Here is an 18716-nt window from a genome sequence, read left to right as displayed (position 1 = left end):
TACTACAAGAGTTAAAAGGCTTACTTGAGTTCCAAATAAAGGAACCAAAATAGCTGTAAAACAGTATTTCTTTTTACCCAATTTATTATATAGGTAAAAAGCTGTTTTTATTTAAATAAGTAAAATGTAGTAAATTAAATGAATGCGGGAGGCGCGCGCAGTGCAAAGAGACTGCCTTTAAAAAATGCTGTATAAACCTTCGAATAAAAGAATGTATAAGAGGTTTCAACTGTTATTTTATGAAATGATAATGCCTGAAATGAATTCGGAATAAAGGTACTAAAGGCAAAATGACAAATATGACAATTGGCATCGACCGAATGGCTGTGCGTTATTTGCTTTTGTCCGGCGGTAGTTTTATGCTCACAGTGTTTCTCTGAAGCCTGCCTTAAAATATGCTCGTAGGAGTGAACCGTCTGAAACAGCATGGCGAACAATACTGCAAAAGACATCAGTAAATTTACAACTACGATTTTCTTTTTCATTCGGTGGTATTTCTGCTGCGATATTAACTGTTTAATTATGAAGTAAATAAACGCAACAGTGTTGCAAATATAAATACTTAATTTAGAAATGCACTAATTTAAGCTTTATATTTTTGCTGATTATATTGTAAAGTCGGTGTATTTACTGATTTTACAAATTACTGTATAATAGTTGCAGCGTATGAAAATCAGAAGATCCGTCGAAATATTTATGCAATACTTCCTGAAAAACCGGTTCTGTATTTTGAATGCTTGCAAAAAGTGTCATACACGATTGCAAATTTTCAACATCGGGCGTACCAAATATATCTACAGCTTCTAATTCGTCTTTTTTGACCAATTCTTCTGTTATTTCTATAAGGTGTTTTCCTAAAATGGGATGCTCCAGGAAAGCGATTGCTTCATCAGCATTTTTAATTTCATAGAATTTTGATGTGTCGCTGGAACCCATCCCTTTTATCTGCGGAAAAATACACCACATCCACGGAGATTCCTTTTTGCCTTTCTTAATTTCATTAAGAGCAGTTAGATACAATTTATTTTGAGCATCTAAAAACCGAAGTAATTCATTATTGTTGTAAGCCATTCTTTACTTAATTGATTTGGGGGTATCAGATCATAAAACTACAGAAAATATGTTTAGTTGTACATTACTAAATCCTTTTTTTACTGCTATTTTTTTTGAATATTACGAACAAAAATTGTTGAAAAAAATACCGTAAAAATTTAGCTGCAAAAAGGTAAAGCGGCAATTTAAAGGTTCATCCAAATTTTATTCGGATAAAAAATCAAATAACAAAATATTTCCTGTTAACAAGCTTATTAAATGTTATAAATGCCAATTTTTACTAGATGCCTTGTTATAATTTTTCTATTTTTATGAAACAGGGTTATTTGTCAGGATATTTTTTAAGCAATTTCTTCAATTGTATTTCTTTCTGGCAATGCCCAATTTCTGCTAACGAGTTTCATACTCAAATTAAAAAATAAAATATGAAAATAGGATTAATCGGATTCGGAAAGACTGGAAAATCAGTAGCATCAATATTACTGGAAAATAAAAAATTCTCGCTGGAATGGGTTTTAAGACAAAGTAAGGTTTTAGAACACAGATCTGTTCCGGAATTTTTTGGAATTGAGTCTAAAGAACCTGGTTTAATTTATTCAAGTTCAACTACAAGTATTGACGATTTGCTGGAGAAACATCCTGTTGATGCTATTATTGATTTTTCTTCAAATGAAGGAATTTATATTTACGGAGAGTCTGCTGCGAAGAAAAATGTAAAGATTATTTCTGCCATATCGCATTATAAAGATAAAGAGCTGAAACTGCTTAAAAAACTGGCTGATAAAACAACTGTTTTTTGGTCTCCTAATATTACTTTGGGTGTAAATTATTTATTGTTTGCCGCTAAGTTTTTAAAGAAAATTGCACCGTGGGTTGATATCGAAGTAAACGAAGAGCATTTTAAGAAAAAACAAGGAACATCTGGAACTGCCATAAAAATTGCCGAAGCGCTAGATGTTGAAGCAGAAAACATCAACTCGGTAAGGGCGGGAGGAATCGTTGGAAAACATGAAGTTATCTTTGGTTTTCCGTATCAAACGGTTCGGTTAATTCATGAATCGATTTCAAGGGAAGCTTTTGGAAATGGTGTTGTTTTTGTCGCCGAGAATTTAAAAGATAAGAAAAAGGGATTGTATAATTTTGAAGATATTTTATCGCCTTATTTTGTGGTTTAGATCTTTTTGAGGTGCAAAGGAGCAGAGATACAAAGGAACAAAGTTTTTAATCTCGCAAAGTCGCGGAGTCGCAAAGTTTTAGTTTAATGAAAAGTAATCAATGGCGTCCAGCTTTAGCTGGATGTAAAAATATAGGCAAAGAAAAGCTTTAGCCGAAACTTTACTAGTTTGGCTAAAGCCTTTTTCCTATTTAAATAAAAACCTCCAGCTAAAGCTGGAGGCAATTAATACTTAAATTAAAAAACTTTGCGACTCTGCGACTTTGCGAGAGATTGCACTTCTAAGATTTTACCAAGAAACTTTATTCAACAATCGCAGGCTTTCTAACATTTTTTCCAATCTTATTAGTCAAATCATCGCCAAGATCTTCTCTGGCGGTTTCGGCTATTTTTTGAATCTCTGCTACAATTTCAGGATATAATTCCTGAACATCACGAACTTCGCCCGGATCATGCGCCAAATCATACAAAGCAAGCGGAACTTCAACTACAGCACCTTTGCCTCGTAAACCACCTTTTCCGGGAAGGTTTTTATTGTATGATGTGCTTTTGTGCGGGAAAACCAGTTTCCAGTGTTTGTAACGAATGGCTTCAAGATTATTGCTTCCAACGCCAAAATAATAATAGAAAGTATCTCTAGGGCCTTTATTCGTTTTTCCTGTCAGTAAAGAAAGAAAATCCAGACCGTCGATTTTATTTTCAGGTAAAGCAGCTCCAGTTATGTCTGCAATTGTTGGTAAAAGATCCATATTAGTTATAAGTGATCCGTTTACAGTACCGCTTTCTATTTTTCCGGGCCAGCGAATCAAAAACGGAACTCTGGTTCCGCCTTCCCAAGTAGTTGATTTTCCTTCTCTAAAACCTCCTGAAGATCCTGCATTATCACCAAAAAAGAGCCACGGGCCATTATCGCTGGTTACAATTACAACCGTATTTTTGGTCAATCCTTCTTGGTCTAAAGTCTTTAATATTTCGCCTATAGACCAGTCAATTTCCATAATAACATCTCCAAATAAACCTAAATCACTTTTGCCTTTAAATTTGTCTGAAACAGCTAAAGGCGCGTGCGGAAGCGGATGTGTGAGATATAAAAAGAACGGCTGCTTTTTGTTTTTCTTGATAAAACCCACTGCTTTTTCTGTAAAAAGTGTAGTTAATTTAGACGCCTCTTTTATGTTTCTAATCGTATCTATAACAGTTGTATTACTGATTAATGGAAGAGGAGGAAAGGTAGAACGCAGATCTTTAGGATCTGTTACCAATGAATAGCCGTCGTAATCAATTGGCCATACATCATGAGAATACGGAATCCCGAAAAACTCGTCAAATCCATAATTTGTAGGCCAGTACGGTAAATTATTTCCCAAATGCCATTTTCCGTAATTAGCGGTTTTATAGCCTGATTTTTTCAAAAGTGAAGCAATTGTTTCTTCTTTTGGATTAAGGGCATGTTTAGCCCCCGGAAGCAGTACGCCCGACATTCCAATTCGGTTTGGATAACATCCTGTCAATAAAGCCGCTCTAGATGCCGTACAAATAGCCTGAGCCGAGTTAAAATTAGTCAAACGCATTCCTTCCTTCGCCACCTGATTAAAGTGTGGAGTTGGGATTCCCGTCATTCCGTAAGGTTCAGTATCTCCGTAACCCATATCATCCATATTGATAATAACGATATTAGGTTTTGAATTTTGGTTTTTGCTTTGTGCGGTTATTTTACTGCTAATGAAAGGAATTACTAATAAAAGCAGCATTAGACTTTTTCTCATAATTGCGTGGTATTGTATTGGGATAGTTAACTACAAATATAACCCGCAAAAATGAAAAGTATTCTTCTTGGGATAACTCTTTTTTTGAAGATAAATAGAAAATTGTTATTTCCTGAAAAGTAAAACCCGACAGGTTTTTAAAATCTGTCGGGTTTATTATTTAGATTATTTTCTAAACTTAAAAAATAAAATTATTGTTTGCTTACTGGAATTGCTTTACTCGAAGCATTAGTTTTTATAAAATAAATTCCCGTTGCTTGTTCAGATATTGAAATCACATTTCCTTTACCTTGTTTAATTTTACTTCCCGCAGCAGAAAACACAGTCCATTCCAGTTCTTTTGACAAATGAAATACTCCTTTTGATGGATTTGGATAAACTACAATTGCATTTGGTTCTGCATTTGGATTTTCAACACCAAGGTGGCAGTCGTGAACCATATATGTAACTGTTTTCGTGTTGCTTCCTTCTGAATTGCTTACGGTAAGTGAAACTTCACTATCACCTTCTGTAGAATAAGTTACAGTGTGAGGACCAACTCCGGTTGCGGTTGCAGGTTGTGCGCCAGCGCCAAAATTCCATAAATAATTATCAATTGTACCAATAGAAACAGAAGTGAAGGTAACAGGTTCATTTTCGCATCCCATTTGTGGTGTAAATTCAAAATCGGCGACTGGGCTGGTAATTCCAGACAATACAAATTCCATTTTGTTTACGTTAATGTCATTCTCATCAAAATATAAAGTAATGACATGATTACCCTGCGTTAAAGGAATATTTGGAACTGCAACAGTCTGCCATGCCTGAAAACCTCCAGTATTTGGGATATTAAGAATTCCTGTAACGTTTACACCGTCTACTTCAAGATGTAATTTTCGGTTAAGATAAGGTGTAGATACTCTTAAATTGATCGTGTAATTTCCGCTGGTACTTACTCTTGCAGAATATTTCAGCCATTCATCTTTTGCTACATACGCAAGGTTAAATCCGCCTTCGTTACAAGCTTCAGTTCCTACGCCGTCGCCAGCTCTGTAAACATTATCTCCACCGCCGTTTTTATCCAGAAAAGCACCCGGGCCAACATCGTAATTTTCTGCTTCAATAGTTCCCGGAATCTGAGCAAATAATCCTTGATATGGAGCATTTTGAAGTACAGTTGCCGTATAAAATGCCGTATAAGTAATCGTTCCTGTTGCTGGTGCTGTAAAAGTTTGATTTGCAGCTCCGCCCTGACTCCAATGGTCAAAATCGTAACGCGTATTTTCAATATACTGAGGCGTTGGTGCATTTAAAGTTTGTACCGCAGCATTTGCCACAACTTGTTTTGTAGAAGGCGCCGTAACAGGTTTTTGATTGAACTCTAAATTAAGAGGAACTGGTGAACTTGTCACAGTAACATCAACTAAATTAGGTTTAATGTCAACAAAAGTTGTAGCGGTTAAACCATCGCTGTCGGTTACTTTTACCGTAAATCTGTACCAAACATTTGGCGTTTTTTCACCTTGGTTAGATGCTGTAAAGTTTCCTGATTTTACACCTTGCGGACTTGCACCCGGATGCGAGTGTCCGGCTCCCGGAATATCTTCGTGAAAAAGATCAATACTCCATGAAAAGGCACTTGCAGGTAAAGTTCCGTCTTCAACGTCTGTTGCTGTGGCTTCAAAATGAACAACATCTTCAGCATTCCATTTTAATGATGGAAGCGGAGAAACAATTGTTACTGTTGGTTTATTGCTGAAAGGTTTTACCGTTAATGTTGCCGGATTACTGGTTACATTTCCGGCTGTATTGGTTACAATAACTTTGTAATCGCCTGCATTTGCATTTGTTACATTAGGAATTGTATAACTCGCTCCGGTTGCTCCGTTAATATCAGCATTGTTAAACTGCCATTGATAGGTTAAACCTATTCCGCTTGCTGAAACTGCAAAGGTTACCGGATCTGTTTCCATTATGGTTTGAGAAACTGGATGATTTACAATTGTTGGTGCAGCGGTTGCTATATAGTCTAATTTGATTAAAGAACCGTTATTTCCATATTCACAGTAATAAATATAGCCGTCATTGCCTAACATCATACCCAATACCTGAAATTGTGGTGCAGAATAAAATTCAGTCGAAACTGGATTCGCAACATTGGGATCAAACCAGCGAATGGCATTTCGAACAAAATCTTTAATAATAAATTTTCCGTCTAAATTAGGATAACGTGAGATCGTTGGATTATACAAAACTCCATTGGTTAAAGCATTTCCGATACTTCCGGTTGCATAGGTAAATATTGGATTTGTAAATAAATCCGTTTGGGTTTTCATTCCGTCTCCTCCCTGCGGATGTCCCCAGGCATAATTGCGAATGGTTGGATTGCTTATTTCATTAATTTCTTCCCATGAAGTTCCAACATCTAAAACAAATAATTTATTGACTTTTGCATTTGGAACCAATCTCCACGGATTTCTAAACCCGTAAACCCAGATGCTTTGTCTTTGTATAGAACCGCTTCCGTAAAATGGATTTCCCGGTGCAGGAAGTCCGTCTTCTGTAAGACGAAGAATTTTTCCTTTATAAGTGTCTAAATTCTGCGAATTGGTATTATCCTGACTATCTCCAACAGTTACATAAAGAAAACCGTTAAAAAACTTTAAATCCCCGCCATTATGAAATCCGTTTCCAATAGGCTCTAAAAGTAAAATTTCCTGTCTGCTTACTACTTGGTTAGCATTGTCAATTTTGATTCTTTCAATTTTATGTCTGACTTTTTCTCCTGCTGGTTCTATAGAATAAAAAACATAAATATAACCGTTTGTTGCAAAGTCAGGGTGAAGGGTTAAGCCCAGTAACCCTTGTTCGTTATCTGTTACGGTAGGAACGGTAAATACATTTGTAACCGTATTGTTTTGAAACACTTTTACAATACCGCCGCGTTCTGCTATAAAAATCCTTCCATCAGAAGATTGTTCCAGCGAAAGTCCTTCTTTGATAACTGCAGTAGGAGCAACGTTTTGGGTGATGTATTGCGAATAGGATTGTGAAGAAATCAATAAAGCAAAAGCTATTATTAGATGACTAAGCAATTTATTTTTAATGTTAAATTGTAGATTTTTTCTCATAATTATTCAGAATTTTTAGTGATTTGGGTAACCAAATTTAAACTTTTTCTGTATAATTATTTAGTTTACTAAAATTTCTTTACGATATCGATTTAGTGATAATGCCACAAAGGCACTAAGGCACAAAGTTTTTTTTACACAATCCTTATAATTATCGGGATCAGGTTAAGTAGATTTTAAAATCATTTTAATCCTTTTAATCTGTGGCTAAAAAACTTTTATTTGCCGATAATTTCTTTTCGGTGTAAAGTTCCCCAGTCTTTTAGAGCCATAATTACGTCTCCTAAAGATTGGCTGTGCTGGGTTCGTGAATATTCGACCGTTGGCGGAAAAGTATCATAAACCGTTCTGGTAACAAGTTTATTTATTTCAAGATCTTTTAATTCTTTCGAAAGCATCTTGTCTGTAATTCCGTTGATATCTTTAGAAATTTCTTTAAATCGTTTTGGCCGGTTCGATAAAGCAATTAAAATGGGTAATTTCCATCTTCCGCTTAAAACCTCTAAAGCATCTCTTACAGGCAATAAAGCCGCCATACATTCTTGTGGTTTACAATCTTTATCTTCTTTTTTGAATGTTCTTATTGCTGTTTTTACTTCTGTTTCCATATATATATCACATTACTATCCTCAAGGGTAGCGCTATCCTCGGGGATAGTACTATAAAAGAGATAGCAAATGTAGATAAGTTTGTATCGTAAAACAAATAATTTAAATCATGAGCCAAAAAATTCTACGCATAATTACTAGTACAAACGGAGATACTTCGTTTAGTAATCAATTATCAAATGCTATTATTGAAAGATTAGCAACACAAACAGAAACAGAAGTTCAAACACTTGATCTTACAAAAACACCTTTACCTTACTTAACGGGTTCGCATATTAATGCCGTTTATACGCCTGCAGAAGCACATACGCCAGAACAAACAGACGCATTGAAATATTCTGATGCAGCAATAAAAACATTATTAGAATCGGATATAATCGTGATTGGAGTGCCTTTATACAACTTCGGAATTCCGGCAGTTTTAAAAGGTTGGATTGATCAGGTTGCGAGAGCAGGAAAGACTTTTAGCTATAGTCCAGAAGGGGCAAAAGGATTAGTTACCGATAAAAAAGTGTATTTGTCAATCGCTTCCGGAGCTATATTTTCTGAAGGGCCATACAAAAGCTACGATTTCTCTGAATCCTATCTTCGAACTGTATTAGGCTTTTTGGGAATGACTGATGTTACGACTTTCCGTGTGGAAGGAACTGCAATTCCTGACTTTGCCGAAAAAGCTTTACCAAAAGCTTTATCTTCTGTTGAAGAATTTGCTTTTTAATTAGATATAAAATTATCTATTCTAAATCTTATAAGTAAACCCGACAAGTTTTTAAAACCTGTCGGGTTTGTTGTAAAGTGTAAATATTGAATTTATTATTTTTCAATAATCATCGTAACGCCTTGTCCTCCGGCAGCGCAGATAGAAACAAATCCTCTTCCTGAACCTTTTTCATTTAATAATTTTGCCATAACACCAATTATTCTTCCTCCGGTTGCGGCAAAAGGATGCGCGGCTGCAAGACTGCTTCCTTTTACATTTAGTTTTTCCCTGTCAATTGCACCAAGCGTTTTCTTCAAGCCTAACTCGGCGCTTAATTCAGGACTTTCCCAAATTTTTAAAGTTGCCAAAACCTGAGCGGCAAAAGCTTCGTGAATTTCATAATAATCAAAATCCTGTAGATTTAATTCGGCTTTTTCAAGCATTCTGCTGGCAGCAAATAAAGGTGCCAATAAAAGATTCTGCTGATTTTTTACATATTCAATCGCTGCAATTTCTGCAAAAGTAATATACGCCAGGATTGGTAATCCGCGTTCGTTTGCCCATTCTTCGCTGGCTAAAAGTATGCAGGATGCACCGTCAGTTAAAGGAGTTGAATTTCCAGCGGTTAAAGTTCCGTTTGCTTTATCAAAAGCAGGATTTAGTTTAGCCAGTTTTTCTATATTGCTGTCTTTTCTCAGGTTATTATCTCTGTCAAGTCCATTAAAAGGCGTTATCATATCAGCAAAAAAACCTTCGTCATACGCTTTTGCCATATTCAAATGACTTTTAAGTGCTAGATTGTCCTGATCTTCTCTTGAAATTTTATAATATTTTGCTGTAATCTCCGTATGTCCGCCCATAGAAAGGCCGGTTTGTGTTTCTTCATTTCTTGGAACTAATGGAGAAAAATCTTTTGGACGTAATTTTAAAAACGCCTTAATTTTTTCTCCCAATGATTTTGCCTGTCTGGCTTTAAGCAATGTTTTTCTCAAATTTTCACTTACCGCAATTGGCATGTCACTAATGGAGTCGACACCTCCGGCAATTCCGGATTCGATCTGACCAAGCGCAATTTTATTGGCAATATAAACAGCGCTTTCAATTCCCGTGTCACAGGCTTGCTGCAAATCGCAGGCTGGGGTAGCGGGATCGAGAGCGGTTTTCATAACACATTCTCTTATCATATTCATGTCATAAGAATGTTTTATTACGGCGCCACCAGCAACTTCACCTAATAATTGTCCCTTTAAATTATATTTATCAATAAGCCCGTTTAAGGCTGCGGTCATCATTTCCTGATTTCCAACATTTACATAAGCGGTATTGGCTCTTGCAAACGGAATTCGATTATAACCTACAATAGCTACTTTTCTAACTGTTTTTGTGGTATTCATTGATTTATGTTTTTCGTTGTGGAAATTTATTTTGCGGATTAAAGATAAGTATACTTCCTCAATTATTTGCTTTCTCCTCAAGTTTATAAAGTTATAAGTATAAAAATATCACTAAACGATCTTAATATTTTATATTTATTTAGAATAATTAAAAATAATTTGGAAAACCCAGTATTACCGTTTACTTTTGCCAAACAAAACTTAAATAATTACTAAAATGAGTATAAATAGCATTAAGAAAGTTTGTTTTTTGATGGTTCTTTTGACTTCAATAAATGCAATAAGTCAGGAATTAGGAAAAGTAAACGGAAAGATTTCTTTAAGCGGTAACGAACCAGTGCCGGGTGTTTCAATAGTTCTAAAAGGAACAAGATATTCGGCAGTTACAAATGACAACGGTCAATATGAAATTAAAAATGTTAAACCGGGTTCTTACACTATTAGTGTTCGTGCAGTTGGAATTCATGCCGTTGAAAACACAATCGTAGTAACGGCAAAACAGACTACTATCAAAAACTTTACACTTTCTGAAAGTCAGGAAGATCTTGATGAAGTTGTCATTACAAAAAATAAATACAAACAAGACAAACCTTCATTATCATTACGTCTTCAGACTCCGGTACTTGAAATCCCACAGAATATTCAAATCGTAAGCGGACAAACTTTAAAAGACCAGCAGATTATCAGTATGAGCGATGGAGTGATTCGTAATGTGAGTGGTGCTGTACGCTTAGAACACTGGGGAGATATGTATACGAATATTACAATGCGTGGTTCACAAATCCAGGCTTTCCGTAACGGATTTAATGTAGTTACTTCTTTTTGGGGACCATTGACAGAAGATATGAGTTTTGTGGATCATATCGAATTTGTGAAAGGGCCAGCAGGATTTATGCTTTCGAGTGGTGATCCAAGCGGACTTTATAATGTTGTGACTAAAAAACCAACAGGGATTACCAAAGGAGAAGCTACTGTTATGGCAGGAAGTTTTGATTTTTACAGAGCAAGTATTGATCTTGATGGAAAATTTGATAAAGAAGGGAAGTTTTTATATCGTTTTAATGCTGCTTTTCAAAAGAAAGGTTCTCACAGACCGTTTGAACACAATGATCGTTATGTAATTGCTCCGGTACTTTCGTATCAAATTGATGATAAAACAAAAGTTACTTTAGAGTACAACTACCAAATGGCTAATATGACTGAGGTTGGTTCTTATTATATTTTTGGAGCTGACGCTGGAGGATACGCAACTTTGCCAAGAAATTTTACTATGACACAGCCGGGTCTGCCAGATACAAAAATGAATGATCACAGTGGATATTTTACATTTGAACATAAATTTGATGACAACTGGAAACTTACTGCACAAACATCATATTTTAAATATCTGCAAAAAGGATACAGCTCATGGCCAACAGGCGTGGGGCCCGGACCAGTGGATTTAGATTATGATGAGATACCTGACGGAACTCTTAGGTATGGTGAAATTATACGAAATGTTGGTATTTGGGATGCGGAAAGCGACATGTTTTTAGGACAGATTTTTGTTAATGGTAAATTCAATACAGGACCTGTTTCTCATAAAGTATTAGGAGGAATAGATGCAGGAAATAAAGAATACTATGCAGATTTTTACCAATCACATGATTTAGATACTTTCGATAATCCGTTTAATATTTTTGCACCAAATTACGGATTGCCGTCAAACGGACTGCCTGTTTTTGATCGTGATACGCCGCTTAAGGAGAGATCTTTTGGAGGTATGATTTCAAAATATACGGCTGCTTACATTCAGGATGAATTAGGTTTCTTTGAAAATAAATTGAGATTGACTCTTGCGGCAAGATATACATGGATTAATCAGACAAACTGGGGTGATGTTCAAGAAGATACTCACATTACACCTCGTGTTGGTATTAGTTATTCTATAACGCCAAGTACATCGGTTTACGGATTGTATGATCAGGCTTTTACGCCTCAATCAGGAATTATTCAAAATGGAGATCCAATTAAACCTCTTACTGGAAATAATATCGAGTTTGGAATTAAAAAAGATTGGTTTGACGGATCATGGAGTACTACAGTTGCTGCTTATAGAATTTTGAAAGAAAATGAATTGACTTCTGATCCTACTAATGGACCTAATGATGTATTTAAAGTTGTATTAGGAGAAAAAAGAGCACAAGGTATAGAAGTTGATCTTAGAGGAAAAATCATTGACGGTCTTGATTTAATTGCAAATTATGCTTTTACAGAATCTATAGTTACAGATTCTAATGTTCCAAGTATTATACAAGGTTCTACTGTACCGGGTTTCTCTAAACATGTTGCAAATGCATGGCTAAATTATACTCTTGTAAATGGTAAGTTAAAAGGATTTGGAGCGTCTATTGGAGGTACATACCTTGCAGGAAGACAAACAGATACTTGGGCTGCTGGACTCGAAAGACTTCCAGAATATTTTAAACTTGATGGTGGTTTATCTTATGAGATTGGAAAAATGAAATTTACAGCGAATGTATTTAATATTTTAGATAAATATCTTTACAGTGGTTCTTATTATGCTTCAACTAATATTAATGCTTACTATTGGCAGACAGAACAACCGAGAAACTTCAGATTTGGCGTAACATACAAATTCTAAAAATATTTAATTGTTCTAGTTGAAAAATTACAATTAAAAAAGAAAGCATCCGCTAAAACGGATGCTTTCTTTTTTATAAGTTCAAAGGTTCAGAGCGGCAAAGGTTCAAAGTTTTTTTGAAAATTTGCCCACGGATTTGACAGGTTAAACGGATTTACACAGTTTTATTTTTTCGATATGTTAAAAGAATCTCTGTGAAAATCCGTTTAATCTGTGTAATCTGTGGCCAAAAAAAACACACAAAGTATTACCCTTTCTTAATCAAAGGAATTAGTTTTGTTCCGATGAGTTCTATGGCGTTCATTAATTGAGAATGCGTTAATCCCGCGTTGTCCATTTGGAACGTAAATCTTTCAACACCTCCAAGTGCTTCACTGTGACGTAAAATTTTCTCTGCAGCTCTTTCCGGACTTCCCACAATTAAAACACCAAGATCATCAATTAATCCATCAAATTTACCTTTTGTTACTGGAGGCCAGCCTCTCTCATATCCTAATTTTGTCCACAATTCAGCATAACCCGGATAATATTCTTCGATAGCTTTTTCGGTTGTATTCGAAACATATCCCGGCGAATGCAATCCGACTTTTAATTCGTGAGGTTTAAAACCAGCATCTTTTCCGGCTTCACGATACAAATCGATTAAAGGTCTAAAACGGTGTGTTTGTCCGCCAATAACGGCAACCATTAAAGGTAAGCCCAAACTTCCGGCTCTTACAAAAGATTCCGGAGTTCCGCCAACGCCAAGCCAAATCGGCATTTTTTCCTGTAAAGCTCTCGGATAAACCGGAAGATTATTCAGTTCGGGACGAAATTTTCCGTACCACGTTATAAACTCATTATCTCTAACCTGCAAAAGCAATTCGAGTTTTTCCTTAAAAAGTGCATCATAATCTTTAAGATCATATCCAAAAAGAGGATAAGCTTCAATAGCAGATCCACGCCCCACAACAATTTCGGCTCTTCCTTTTGAAATTAAATCTAAAGTGGCAAAACTTTGATAAACTCGTACAGGATCTGCAGCACTTAAAACTGTTACCGCACTTGCCAAACGAATATTTTTTGTTCGAGCCGCAGCCGCACTCAAAATTACCGCTGTTGCCGAATCCAGAAATTCTTTTTTATGATGTTCCCCAATACCAAAAACATCCAATCCAACCTGATCTGCAAACTCAATTCTCTGCAGCAGTTGTTCCATCGCGTCAACACTGCTCAAAGTATTGTTGTCGCCGTACATTGCCGAAGCAAAACTATCAATTCCTATTTCCATAAATTTTTTTAAAGCTTTAGGCTTTAGGCAGTAGGCTTTAAGCTTTTTGAAAAGCGTATAACTTACAGCATAAAGCGTATAGTAATATTTTTTTTGCTTTAAGCTTTAGACAATAGGCTTTAAGCTTTTTTGGGAAAGCCTATAGCTTACAGCTTAAAGCCTACAGCCGATCAATGTGAGAACCCAAATGAAATACTGGTTATAATAATCAGAATAACAATCAGTGTGATAACAACATATAAATAATCTTTCTCGATTAAAAAAGAGAAAAGAGAAAGTAAAACCCTGAAAACAGGCGTTAAAAACAATAATATGATTCCGAAGAAGATTAAAAATTCACCACTTCCCGAAATTACACCATTAACAACCGACGAAATTACTTCAAATATATTTCGGTCATTTTCCTTAAAAACAGAATAATCTTCAATGTCATTTCCGTGGTGCAATAAATAAACGATTCCGCCAATAAAAGCTACTGATAATGAAATCCAAACGCCATAGCGTAATAAGTTTCCAATAATGGTTTGAAAATCTTTTTCTCCAAATTTTTCGTGCGTCATAACTTTAGATTTTTCCATTAAGTCCATTATAAATCATATTAACTGCTAACACAAAAATTAAACAGGCAAAAAATATTCTAAGTTTTTTAGGATTCGTTCTAACCAAAATTTTTGCTCCTGCCATTGCGCCAAACAAAACGCCAATAACAACCGGCATACAAATTCCCGGTTCGATATATCCTTTTTGAATGTAAATTACAGAACTCGCCATTGCCGTAACACCCATCATAAAATTACTGGTTGTGGTAGAAACTTTAAACGGAATTCGCATAATATTATCCATAGCAATAACTTTAAAAGCACCAGAACCAATCCCCAGTAAACCAGACATCATTCCGGCAATTCCCATCATACTGAAACCGCCAATAACATTTTTAGTTCCGTAGCTTACCACTTGTCCGTCGTGCGTTGGATAAGTTCCCTGAAGTTTTAAGCTTTTAGCCAGCGGACTTGATTCTAAAACAATATGTTCTTCTTTTTTGCGAAGCGAATTTATAGCCGAAAAAATCAAGGTAAGTCCGAATAAAACAGCGATAAATGAAGTTGGAGCAATGGTAGAAAGTAAAGCACCGCAAACGGCCCCGATTGTTGTAGCTATTTCAAGAAAAATGCCGAGGCGCATATTGGTAATTCCTTCCTTAACATAAGCCGCCGCCGAACCCGAAGAAGTCGCAATTACTGAAACCAAAGCGGCTCCAATTGCATAATGAATATCAACACCAAGAATAATTGTTAGAAGCGGAATAATAATTATACCACCGCCCAAGCCTGATAATGAACCAATAAAGCCTGCTAAAAAAGCACCAAGCAGCATTATCAGGGTAAAAGTAAGTACTGTCATTAAGATAAATTTTGTTTGATGCTAATTTACGAATACATATTTGTTCGTGAACTTAAATATACCTTAAAAATGTTTTAGATGTGAAATGTCAATCGTGAAATGTGAGATGCAGCTATCATTTACCATTCACATCTTACATCTCACAATTAACATCTCACAATAAAAAAAATCATCATTTATAATGACTTCTCCACTATAACGAACTTCTACATTTGCGGTTTTAAAATTGAAGAATAAAAGTCATGAAAAATTACCGTTCTTATAAAAGAGTTGATCCCGTTTATTTTAGCGGCGAAATTTTCTTTCCTGTCGGGTTATTGTTTGTTGCCGCGCTTATAAGTTATTTTCTATTGTATTTTATCGGACTTGGTTTCGCTGTGTTTTTTAATGCTGCCATTGCGTGGTGCGGTTATTTTTATTTTCATTATTATGGAAGATCCCGAACCAGTATCTCTCTGGAATTTTTGTTCGGATTTGTAATGGTAACAGCATTTTTGCTTTTTGTAGATTATGGCATTTATGCTTTGGTAACTTATCAAAAAAAAGGAACTTTTAACGGATTGTATTTTTCCATTTGGCTGTTGGTTTTGCTTGGCGCTCCTTTGGTTTATTATATACATTATTTTGGCTCAAATCATTACGCACAAGTCAATCTGGCCAGTACTTATTTTAAAGCCACTTTTAGCGTTTATCATGATCGCGAACTTTTAATGTATATCGATTCGATTGCATTTGTTAATTCTTCAAAAAAGATAATTTCAGATGTAAAACTGGAAAATAATATTTGTTTTTATTCTGAAGAAGAACTTTCAGAAATGGAAACACAATCAAAATATTATCATTTAAACCAATCTGCTTTTTCAAGCTTAATTCATATTCCGTTTGATGCAGACCGTTTTCAAATGTCATGGTTTTCTATAGTTGAAGATCGGTATTATAAAATAGATGTTCCGTTTCCTATGGATAAATTAGAGCTTGAAGAAGAGAAATATCCGTTAGATGAACCCAAAAACATTCGAGGTAAAAAATCGAAGCGAATCTATCTTCATATATACCAAAACGGAAGCTTTAAATTATATAACGATGATGTGGTTTTACTGGACTTTGAAGCCAATAATGAAGCTGAAATAACTGAAGAACAAAAACAAGAAAAAATTATAGCAAATAGACGTTGTCATAATTATTATAATAACGAAGAACATTTTTCTCAATTAATTGAAAGAATAAAAAACTCCAATGACATTCAGGAACGTTTCGAATTAAAAGATAAACTAGTAGTTTGGAATTTAGAATTTGAAGGTTTAGACCAACGCAATTATCTCGAAATAAACGACAATTATTTTAAATATTATAAAATAGAAAAAGAAGCTATTGCAGAACCGGCTTTAAGACATTTGCCCAGAAAAGTCATTTTTGTGCATAGAGGTTCTTATTTACGAACCTGGATGAGAGTACATATTGATACTCAGAAATTGAACCACAAAATTGAAGAAGTTCTGGCAGCGGGTTCAGAAAACCAGGTTTTGTTTTCTCTTGATTTTAAAGATGCTGCGGCAAAAGATTTAATTTTTACAGTAATTGGAAATAATAAAAAGTTAGTTTTTACAGGCTGGGAAATTGAAATAGACGAATACCGAAAAAAAGAAATAGACGACGAACAGCTGGAGAAAAAAGAAGACGAAACCAAAAGAGCACTTTTAAAAGAAGGCTGGGATTTTGTTTTTGCCAAAAATTATGAGGAAGCACAAAAAACATGCAATGCTTTATTGCTTATAGATCACCAATATGCTTCGGCTTATTTTCTTGAAACCAGAATATTATGGTATACCAAAGGTTTTGAAGCCTGCTTTAAGAAAAGACAATATTATTTTGCAAAAACACAGCACGAACCGCCCGTAAATGCCCTTATCTACAACAATTACGGATGTATTTTAGATAGAGAACTTCGCTATGAAGAATCGCTGCCGTACTTTGAAAAAGCAATCGAAATAAATCCGAAAGAACCCATTTTTGTGTGTAATCTTGGGGAAATGTATTATAAATTAAAACAGCCCGAAAAAGCTTTAAAAGAAGCCAGAAGAGCTAAAATGATGGGATATGAATCGGAGATGTTAACCGAAATTATAACGAATAAAGGCAAAATTGATTCGGATAAATCAGTCATAAATTAGAAATCAAAATCACTATAAATAGTGATGCCAGATAAAAATGCGGAAGATAAATTTGCCCCAATAATTAATCAATTAAATTAAATATGGGATTAGCAGAAAAACGTTTAGCAGAATCGATTAAAGTAGAAAAACTTCCGGCTTTTGAAGCAAAATTAAAAGAAAGAGCGGGTTATGATATTAAAGTAGATATTGACTGGAATACTTTTACAGCTTATGACCAATATCCTTTATCAAGACTGGATATTGTTTTTGACGACGTAGAATCTTTCGTAAAAAAAATCTGTTCTGATGATATGGGGAAAGAAGCGCTGCAGGAAAAACTGAGCACCATACACTTAACAAATTCTGAAAATAATGATGACGTTAAAATGGAATTAAAAGATGACACCTTGTTTTTAACCGTCCAATTGGTGCAGTCTTCTTTTAATTCTCAAACCGATTCTCAAATTGCAAACTATGTAGAAACACTTTTGTAGGTATTGGTGTTTTTAAATATTTTGTGGGGCAAAACGAGGTAGAGTATTCTATCTCGTTTTCGTTTTTTATGTTTTTAAACATATAGAAACATAGTTTTTCTTTGTGTGTAAAGGCGTTTCACTTGTTTAAACAAACATAATTTGCACAATCTTGTCATTCCGAGGAACGAGGAATCTTCGTAAGAAACTCTACAAAGATTGGCGATTCTCTATGCGGAGCTACTTATGAAGATTCCTCGTTCCTCGGAATGACAAACTTTGAGAGTTATGTGTGAAAAAACGAGTTTTTTTTAATCTTCTCTTTCCAAGAATAAAAAAATCTATGTTTCTATGTGTTTAAAAAAAAAATGAATATTATATTTTATTATCAGCCGCAAAAGCAGTTTTACCAATTGTAGAAAGCAATAAAGCCGCCGCCGCACTTGTCAAAACAGAATAATCAAAAGGCGCTTTTACCGAAACAGAAATCGCCATTGCAATTGCAAAAACCAACATTAAAAAAGAAGTTCCCAAAGCGGCGATTCTGGTTTTAAATCCAAAGATTAATAAGATAGAAAACAGGATTTCGAAACCCGTTGCAATTGCTCCCAAAACTTCGGCAGTCGATTTACTCGCAAAAGAATTAAGTGTCTGCGTATAAAGAACAAAATTTTCCCAGTTTCCCCACGCAACACCATTAGAACCTGGCGCACCCCAAAGTCCAAATCGGTCAGCAACTGCTGATAACATTGTAATTCCTAAAACTATCCTTAAAACTAAACCTGCTTCTAATATTGTTATGTTTTTCATTCTGTGTATTATTTGTTTGTCAAATTGGGGGATTAAACGAATGCTTTTCCAACTAAAAAAAGCTGGCAAATCATTTTTATAACGATATTCTAAGCTTCAAATTGTTTAAAAAGAAGAATTCACAATTGATATTGCTTTTTTTCAAGGCTTTTTAATGAGA

The 18716-nt window shown here is 35.1% G+C and carries 15 protein-coding genes; 5 read left to right on the top strand and 10 right to left on the bottom strand.

Going from position 1 to position 18716, the window contains the following annotated elements; all coding sequences use genetic code 11:
* Positions 1–134: 134 nt before the first annotated feature.
* Positions 135–485, bottom strand: a complete 351-nt coding sequence (locus J2Y38_RS11815) for a hypothetical protein (protein ID WP_309842649.1) — start codon at positions 483–485, stop codon at positions 135–137.
* Positions 486–636: 151 nt separating this feature from the next.
* Positions 637–1071, bottom strand: a complete 435-nt coding sequence (locus J2Y38_RS11810) for a DUF1810 domain-containing protein (protein WP_309842647.1) — start codon at positions 1069–1071, stop codon at positions 637–639.
* 407 nt (positions 1072–1478) lie between these two features.
* Between J2Y38_RS11810 and J2Y38_RS11805 the strand changes: the two genes are divergently transcribed.
* Positions 1479–2228 carry a dihydrodipicolinate reductase C-terminal domain-containing protein gene (locus tag J2Y38_RS11805; RefSeq protein ID WP_309842646.1) on the top strand — a complete coding sequence of 250 codons (750 nt, stop codon included), beginning with the start codon at positions 1479–1481 and terminating at the stop codon, positions 2226–2228.
* 301 nt (positions 2229–2529) lie between these two features.
* Here J2Y38_RS11805 and J2Y38_RS11800 read toward each other — a convergent pair whose 3' ends face one another.
* From J2Y38_RS11800 to J2Y38_RS11790, 3 genes are all read right to left on the bottom strand, one after another.
* The gene (locus tag J2Y38_RS11800) at positions 2530–3993 is read right to left on the bottom strand and encodes a sulfatase (protein ID WP_309842645.1); all 1464 of its coding nucleotides are present in this window, start codon (positions 3991–3993) and stop codon (positions 2530–2532) included.
* 191 nt (positions 3994–4184) lie between these two features.
* Positions 4185–7103: a PQQ-dependent sugar dehydrogenase gene (locus J2Y38_RS11795; RefSeq protein WP_309842641.1), complete on the bottom strand. Its 2919-nt coding sequence runs from the start codon at positions 7101–7103 to the stop codon at positions 4185–4187.
* A 218-nt stretch (positions 7104–7321) separates the two neighbouring features.
* Entirely contained in the window at positions 7322–7711 is a 390-nt protein-coding gene (locus J2Y38_RS11790; protein ID WP_309842639.1) for a helix-turn-helix domain-containing protein, read from the bottom strand.
* Positions 7712–7820: 109 nt separating this feature from the next.
* Here J2Y38_RS11790 and J2Y38_RS11785 point away from each other — a divergent pair, with 109 nt between their 5' ends.
* Positions 7821–8429 carry an NAD(P)H-dependent oxidoreductase gene (locus J2Y38_RS11785; RefSeq protein WP_309842636.1) on the top strand — a complete coding sequence of 203 codons (609 nt, stop codon included), beginning with the start codon at positions 7821–7823 and terminating at the stop codon, positions 8427–8429.
* 95 nt (positions 8430–8524) lie between these two features.
* Here the strand turns inward: J2Y38_RS11785 and J2Y38_RS11780 are convergent, their stop codons facing one another.
* Positions 8525–9805, bottom strand: a complete 1281-nt coding sequence (locus J2Y38_RS11780; RefSeq protein WP_309842634.1) for an acetyl-CoA C-acetyltransferase — start codon at positions 9803–9805, stop codon at positions 8525–8527.
* Between the two features lie 217 nt (positions 9806–10022).
* Between J2Y38_RS11780 and J2Y38_RS11775 the strand changes: the two genes are divergently transcribed.
* Positions 10023–12449 (top strand): TonB-dependent receptor, encoded by a 2427-nt coding sequence (locus tag J2Y38_RS11775; RefSeq protein ID WP_309842632.1) that lies wholly within the window; start codon positions 10023–10025, stop codon positions 12447–12449.
* Between the two features lie 247 nt (positions 12450–12696).
* On the opposite strand, the gene J2Y38_RS11770 is transcribed toward J2Y38_RS11775, so the two are convergent.
* The 3 genes from J2Y38_RS11770 to J2Y38_RS11760 all read right to left on the bottom strand — a co-directional run bounded on the left by J2Y38_RS11770 (position 12697) and on the right by J2Y38_RS11760 (position 15120).
* A complete protein-coding gene (locus tag J2Y38_RS11770; RefSeq protein ID WP_309842629.1) occupies positions 12697–13719 on the bottom strand; it encodes an LLM class flavin-dependent oxidoreductase in 1023 nt (340 codons plus the stop codon).
* Between the two features lie 170 nt (positions 13720–13889).
* On the bottom strand, positions 13890–14297 hold the full coding sequence (locus tag J2Y38_RS11765; protein WP_309842626.1) for a DUF1634 domain-containing protein: 408 nt from the start codon (positions 14295–14297) through the stop codon (positions 13890–13892).
* Positions 14284–15120: a sulfite exporter TauE/SafE family protein gene (locus tag J2Y38_RS11760; protein WP_073481851.1), complete on the bottom strand. Its 837-nt coding sequence runs from the start codon at positions 15118–15120 to the stop codon at positions 14284–14286. The genes J2Y38_RS11765 and J2Y38_RS11760 overlap by 14 nt, the downstream gene beginning before the upstream one ends.
* A gap of 242 nt (positions 15121–15362) precedes the next feature.
* On the opposite strand from J2Y38_RS11760, the gene J2Y38_RS11755 reads away from it, so the two are divergent.
* Positions 15363–17291 (top strand): tetratricopeptide repeat protein, encoded by a 1929-nt coding sequence (locus J2Y38_RS11755; RefSeq protein ID WP_309842623.1) that lies wholly within the window; start codon positions 15363–15365, stop codon positions 17289–17291.
* A gap of 83 nt (positions 17292–17374) precedes the next feature.
* Positions 17375–17767, top strand: coding sequence for a hypothetical protein (locus J2Y38_RS11750; RefSeq protein WP_309842622.1), 393 nt, complete (start codon positions 17375–17377; stop codon positions 17765–17767).
* Positions 17768–18121: 354 nt separating this feature from the next.
* Here J2Y38_RS11750 and J2Y38_RS11745 read toward each other — a convergent pair whose 3' ends face one another.
* Positions 18122–18556, bottom strand: coding sequence for a DoxX family protein (locus J2Y38_RS11745; RefSeq protein ID WP_309842621.1), 435 nt, complete (start codon positions 18554–18556; stop codon positions 18122–18124).
* Between the last annotated feature and the right edge of the window lie 160 nt (positions 18557–18716).

It is taken from the genome of Flavobacterium sp. 2755, from assembly GCF_031455715.1.
Classification (GTDB): Bacteria; Bacteroidota; Bacteroidia; order Flavobacteriales; family Flavobacteriaceae; genus Flavobacterium.
The sequence above is the reverse complement of the archived record's forward strand: the minus strand, read 5'-3'. Positions and strand labels throughout refer to the sequence as shown.

Bases quoted from the DNA above. Each gene is read 5' to 3' on its own strand.
- J2Y38_RS11795 (WP_309842641.1), bottom strand. From the start codon at position 7,103: ATGAGAAAAAATCTACAATTTAACATTAAAAATAAATTGCTTAGTCAT.
- J2Y38_RS11750 (WP_309842622.1), top strand. From the start codon at position 17,375: ATGGGATTAGCAGAAAAACGTTTAGCAGAATCGATTAAAGTAGAAAAA.
- J2Y38_RS11755 (WP_309842623.1), top strand. From the start codon at position 15,363: ATGAAAAATTACCGTTCTTATAAAAGAGTTGATCCCGTTTATTTTAGC.
- J2Y38_RS11815 (WP_309842649.1), bottom strand. From the start codon at position 485: ATGAAAAAGAAAATCGTAGTTGTAAATTTACTGATGTCTTTTGCAGTA.
- J2Y38_RS11780 (WP_309842634.1), bottom strand. From the start codon at position 9,805: ATGAATACCACAAAAACAGTTAGAAAAGTAGCTATTGTAGGTTATAAT.
- J2Y38_RS11800 (WP_309842645.1), bottom strand. From the start codon at position 3,993: ATGAGAAAAAGTCTAATGCTGCTTTTATTAGTAATTCCTTTCATTAGC.
- J2Y38_RS11805 (WP_309842646.1), top strand. From the start codon at position 1,479: ATGAAAATAGGATTAATCGGATTCGGAAAGACTGGAAAATCAGTAGCA.
- J2Y38_RS11810 (WP_309842647.1), bottom strand. From the start codon at position 1,071: ATGGCTTACAACAATAATGAATTACTTCGGTTTTTAGATGCTCAAAAT.
- J2Y38_RS11790 (WP_309842639.1), bottom strand. From the start codon at position 7,711: ATGGAAACAGAAGTAAAAACAGCAATAAGAACATTCAAAAAAGAAGAT.
- J2Y38_RS11760 (WP_073481851.1), bottom strand. From the start codon at position 15,120: ATGACAGTACTTACTTTTACCCTGATAATGCTGCTTGGTGCTTTTTTA.
- J2Y38_RS11745 (WP_309842621.1), bottom strand. From the start codon at position 18,556: ATGAAAAACATAACAATATTAGAAGCAGGTTTAGTTTTAAGGATAGTT.
- J2Y38_RS11775 (WP_309842632.1), top strand. From the start codon at position 10,023: ATGAGTATAAATAGCATTAAGAAAGTTTGTTTTTTGATGGTTCTTTTG.
- J2Y38_RS11765 (WP_309842626.1), bottom strand. From the start codon at position 14,297: ATGGAAAAATCTAAAGTTATGACGCACGAAAAATTTGGAGAAAAAGAT.
- J2Y38_RS11785 (WP_309842636.1), top strand. From the start codon at position 7,821: ATGAGCCAAAAAATTCTACGCATAATTACTAGTACAAACGGAGATACT.
- J2Y38_RS11770 (WP_309842629.1), bottom strand. From the start codon at position 13,719: ATGGAAATAGGAATTGATAGTTTTGCTTCGGCAATGTACGGCGACAAC.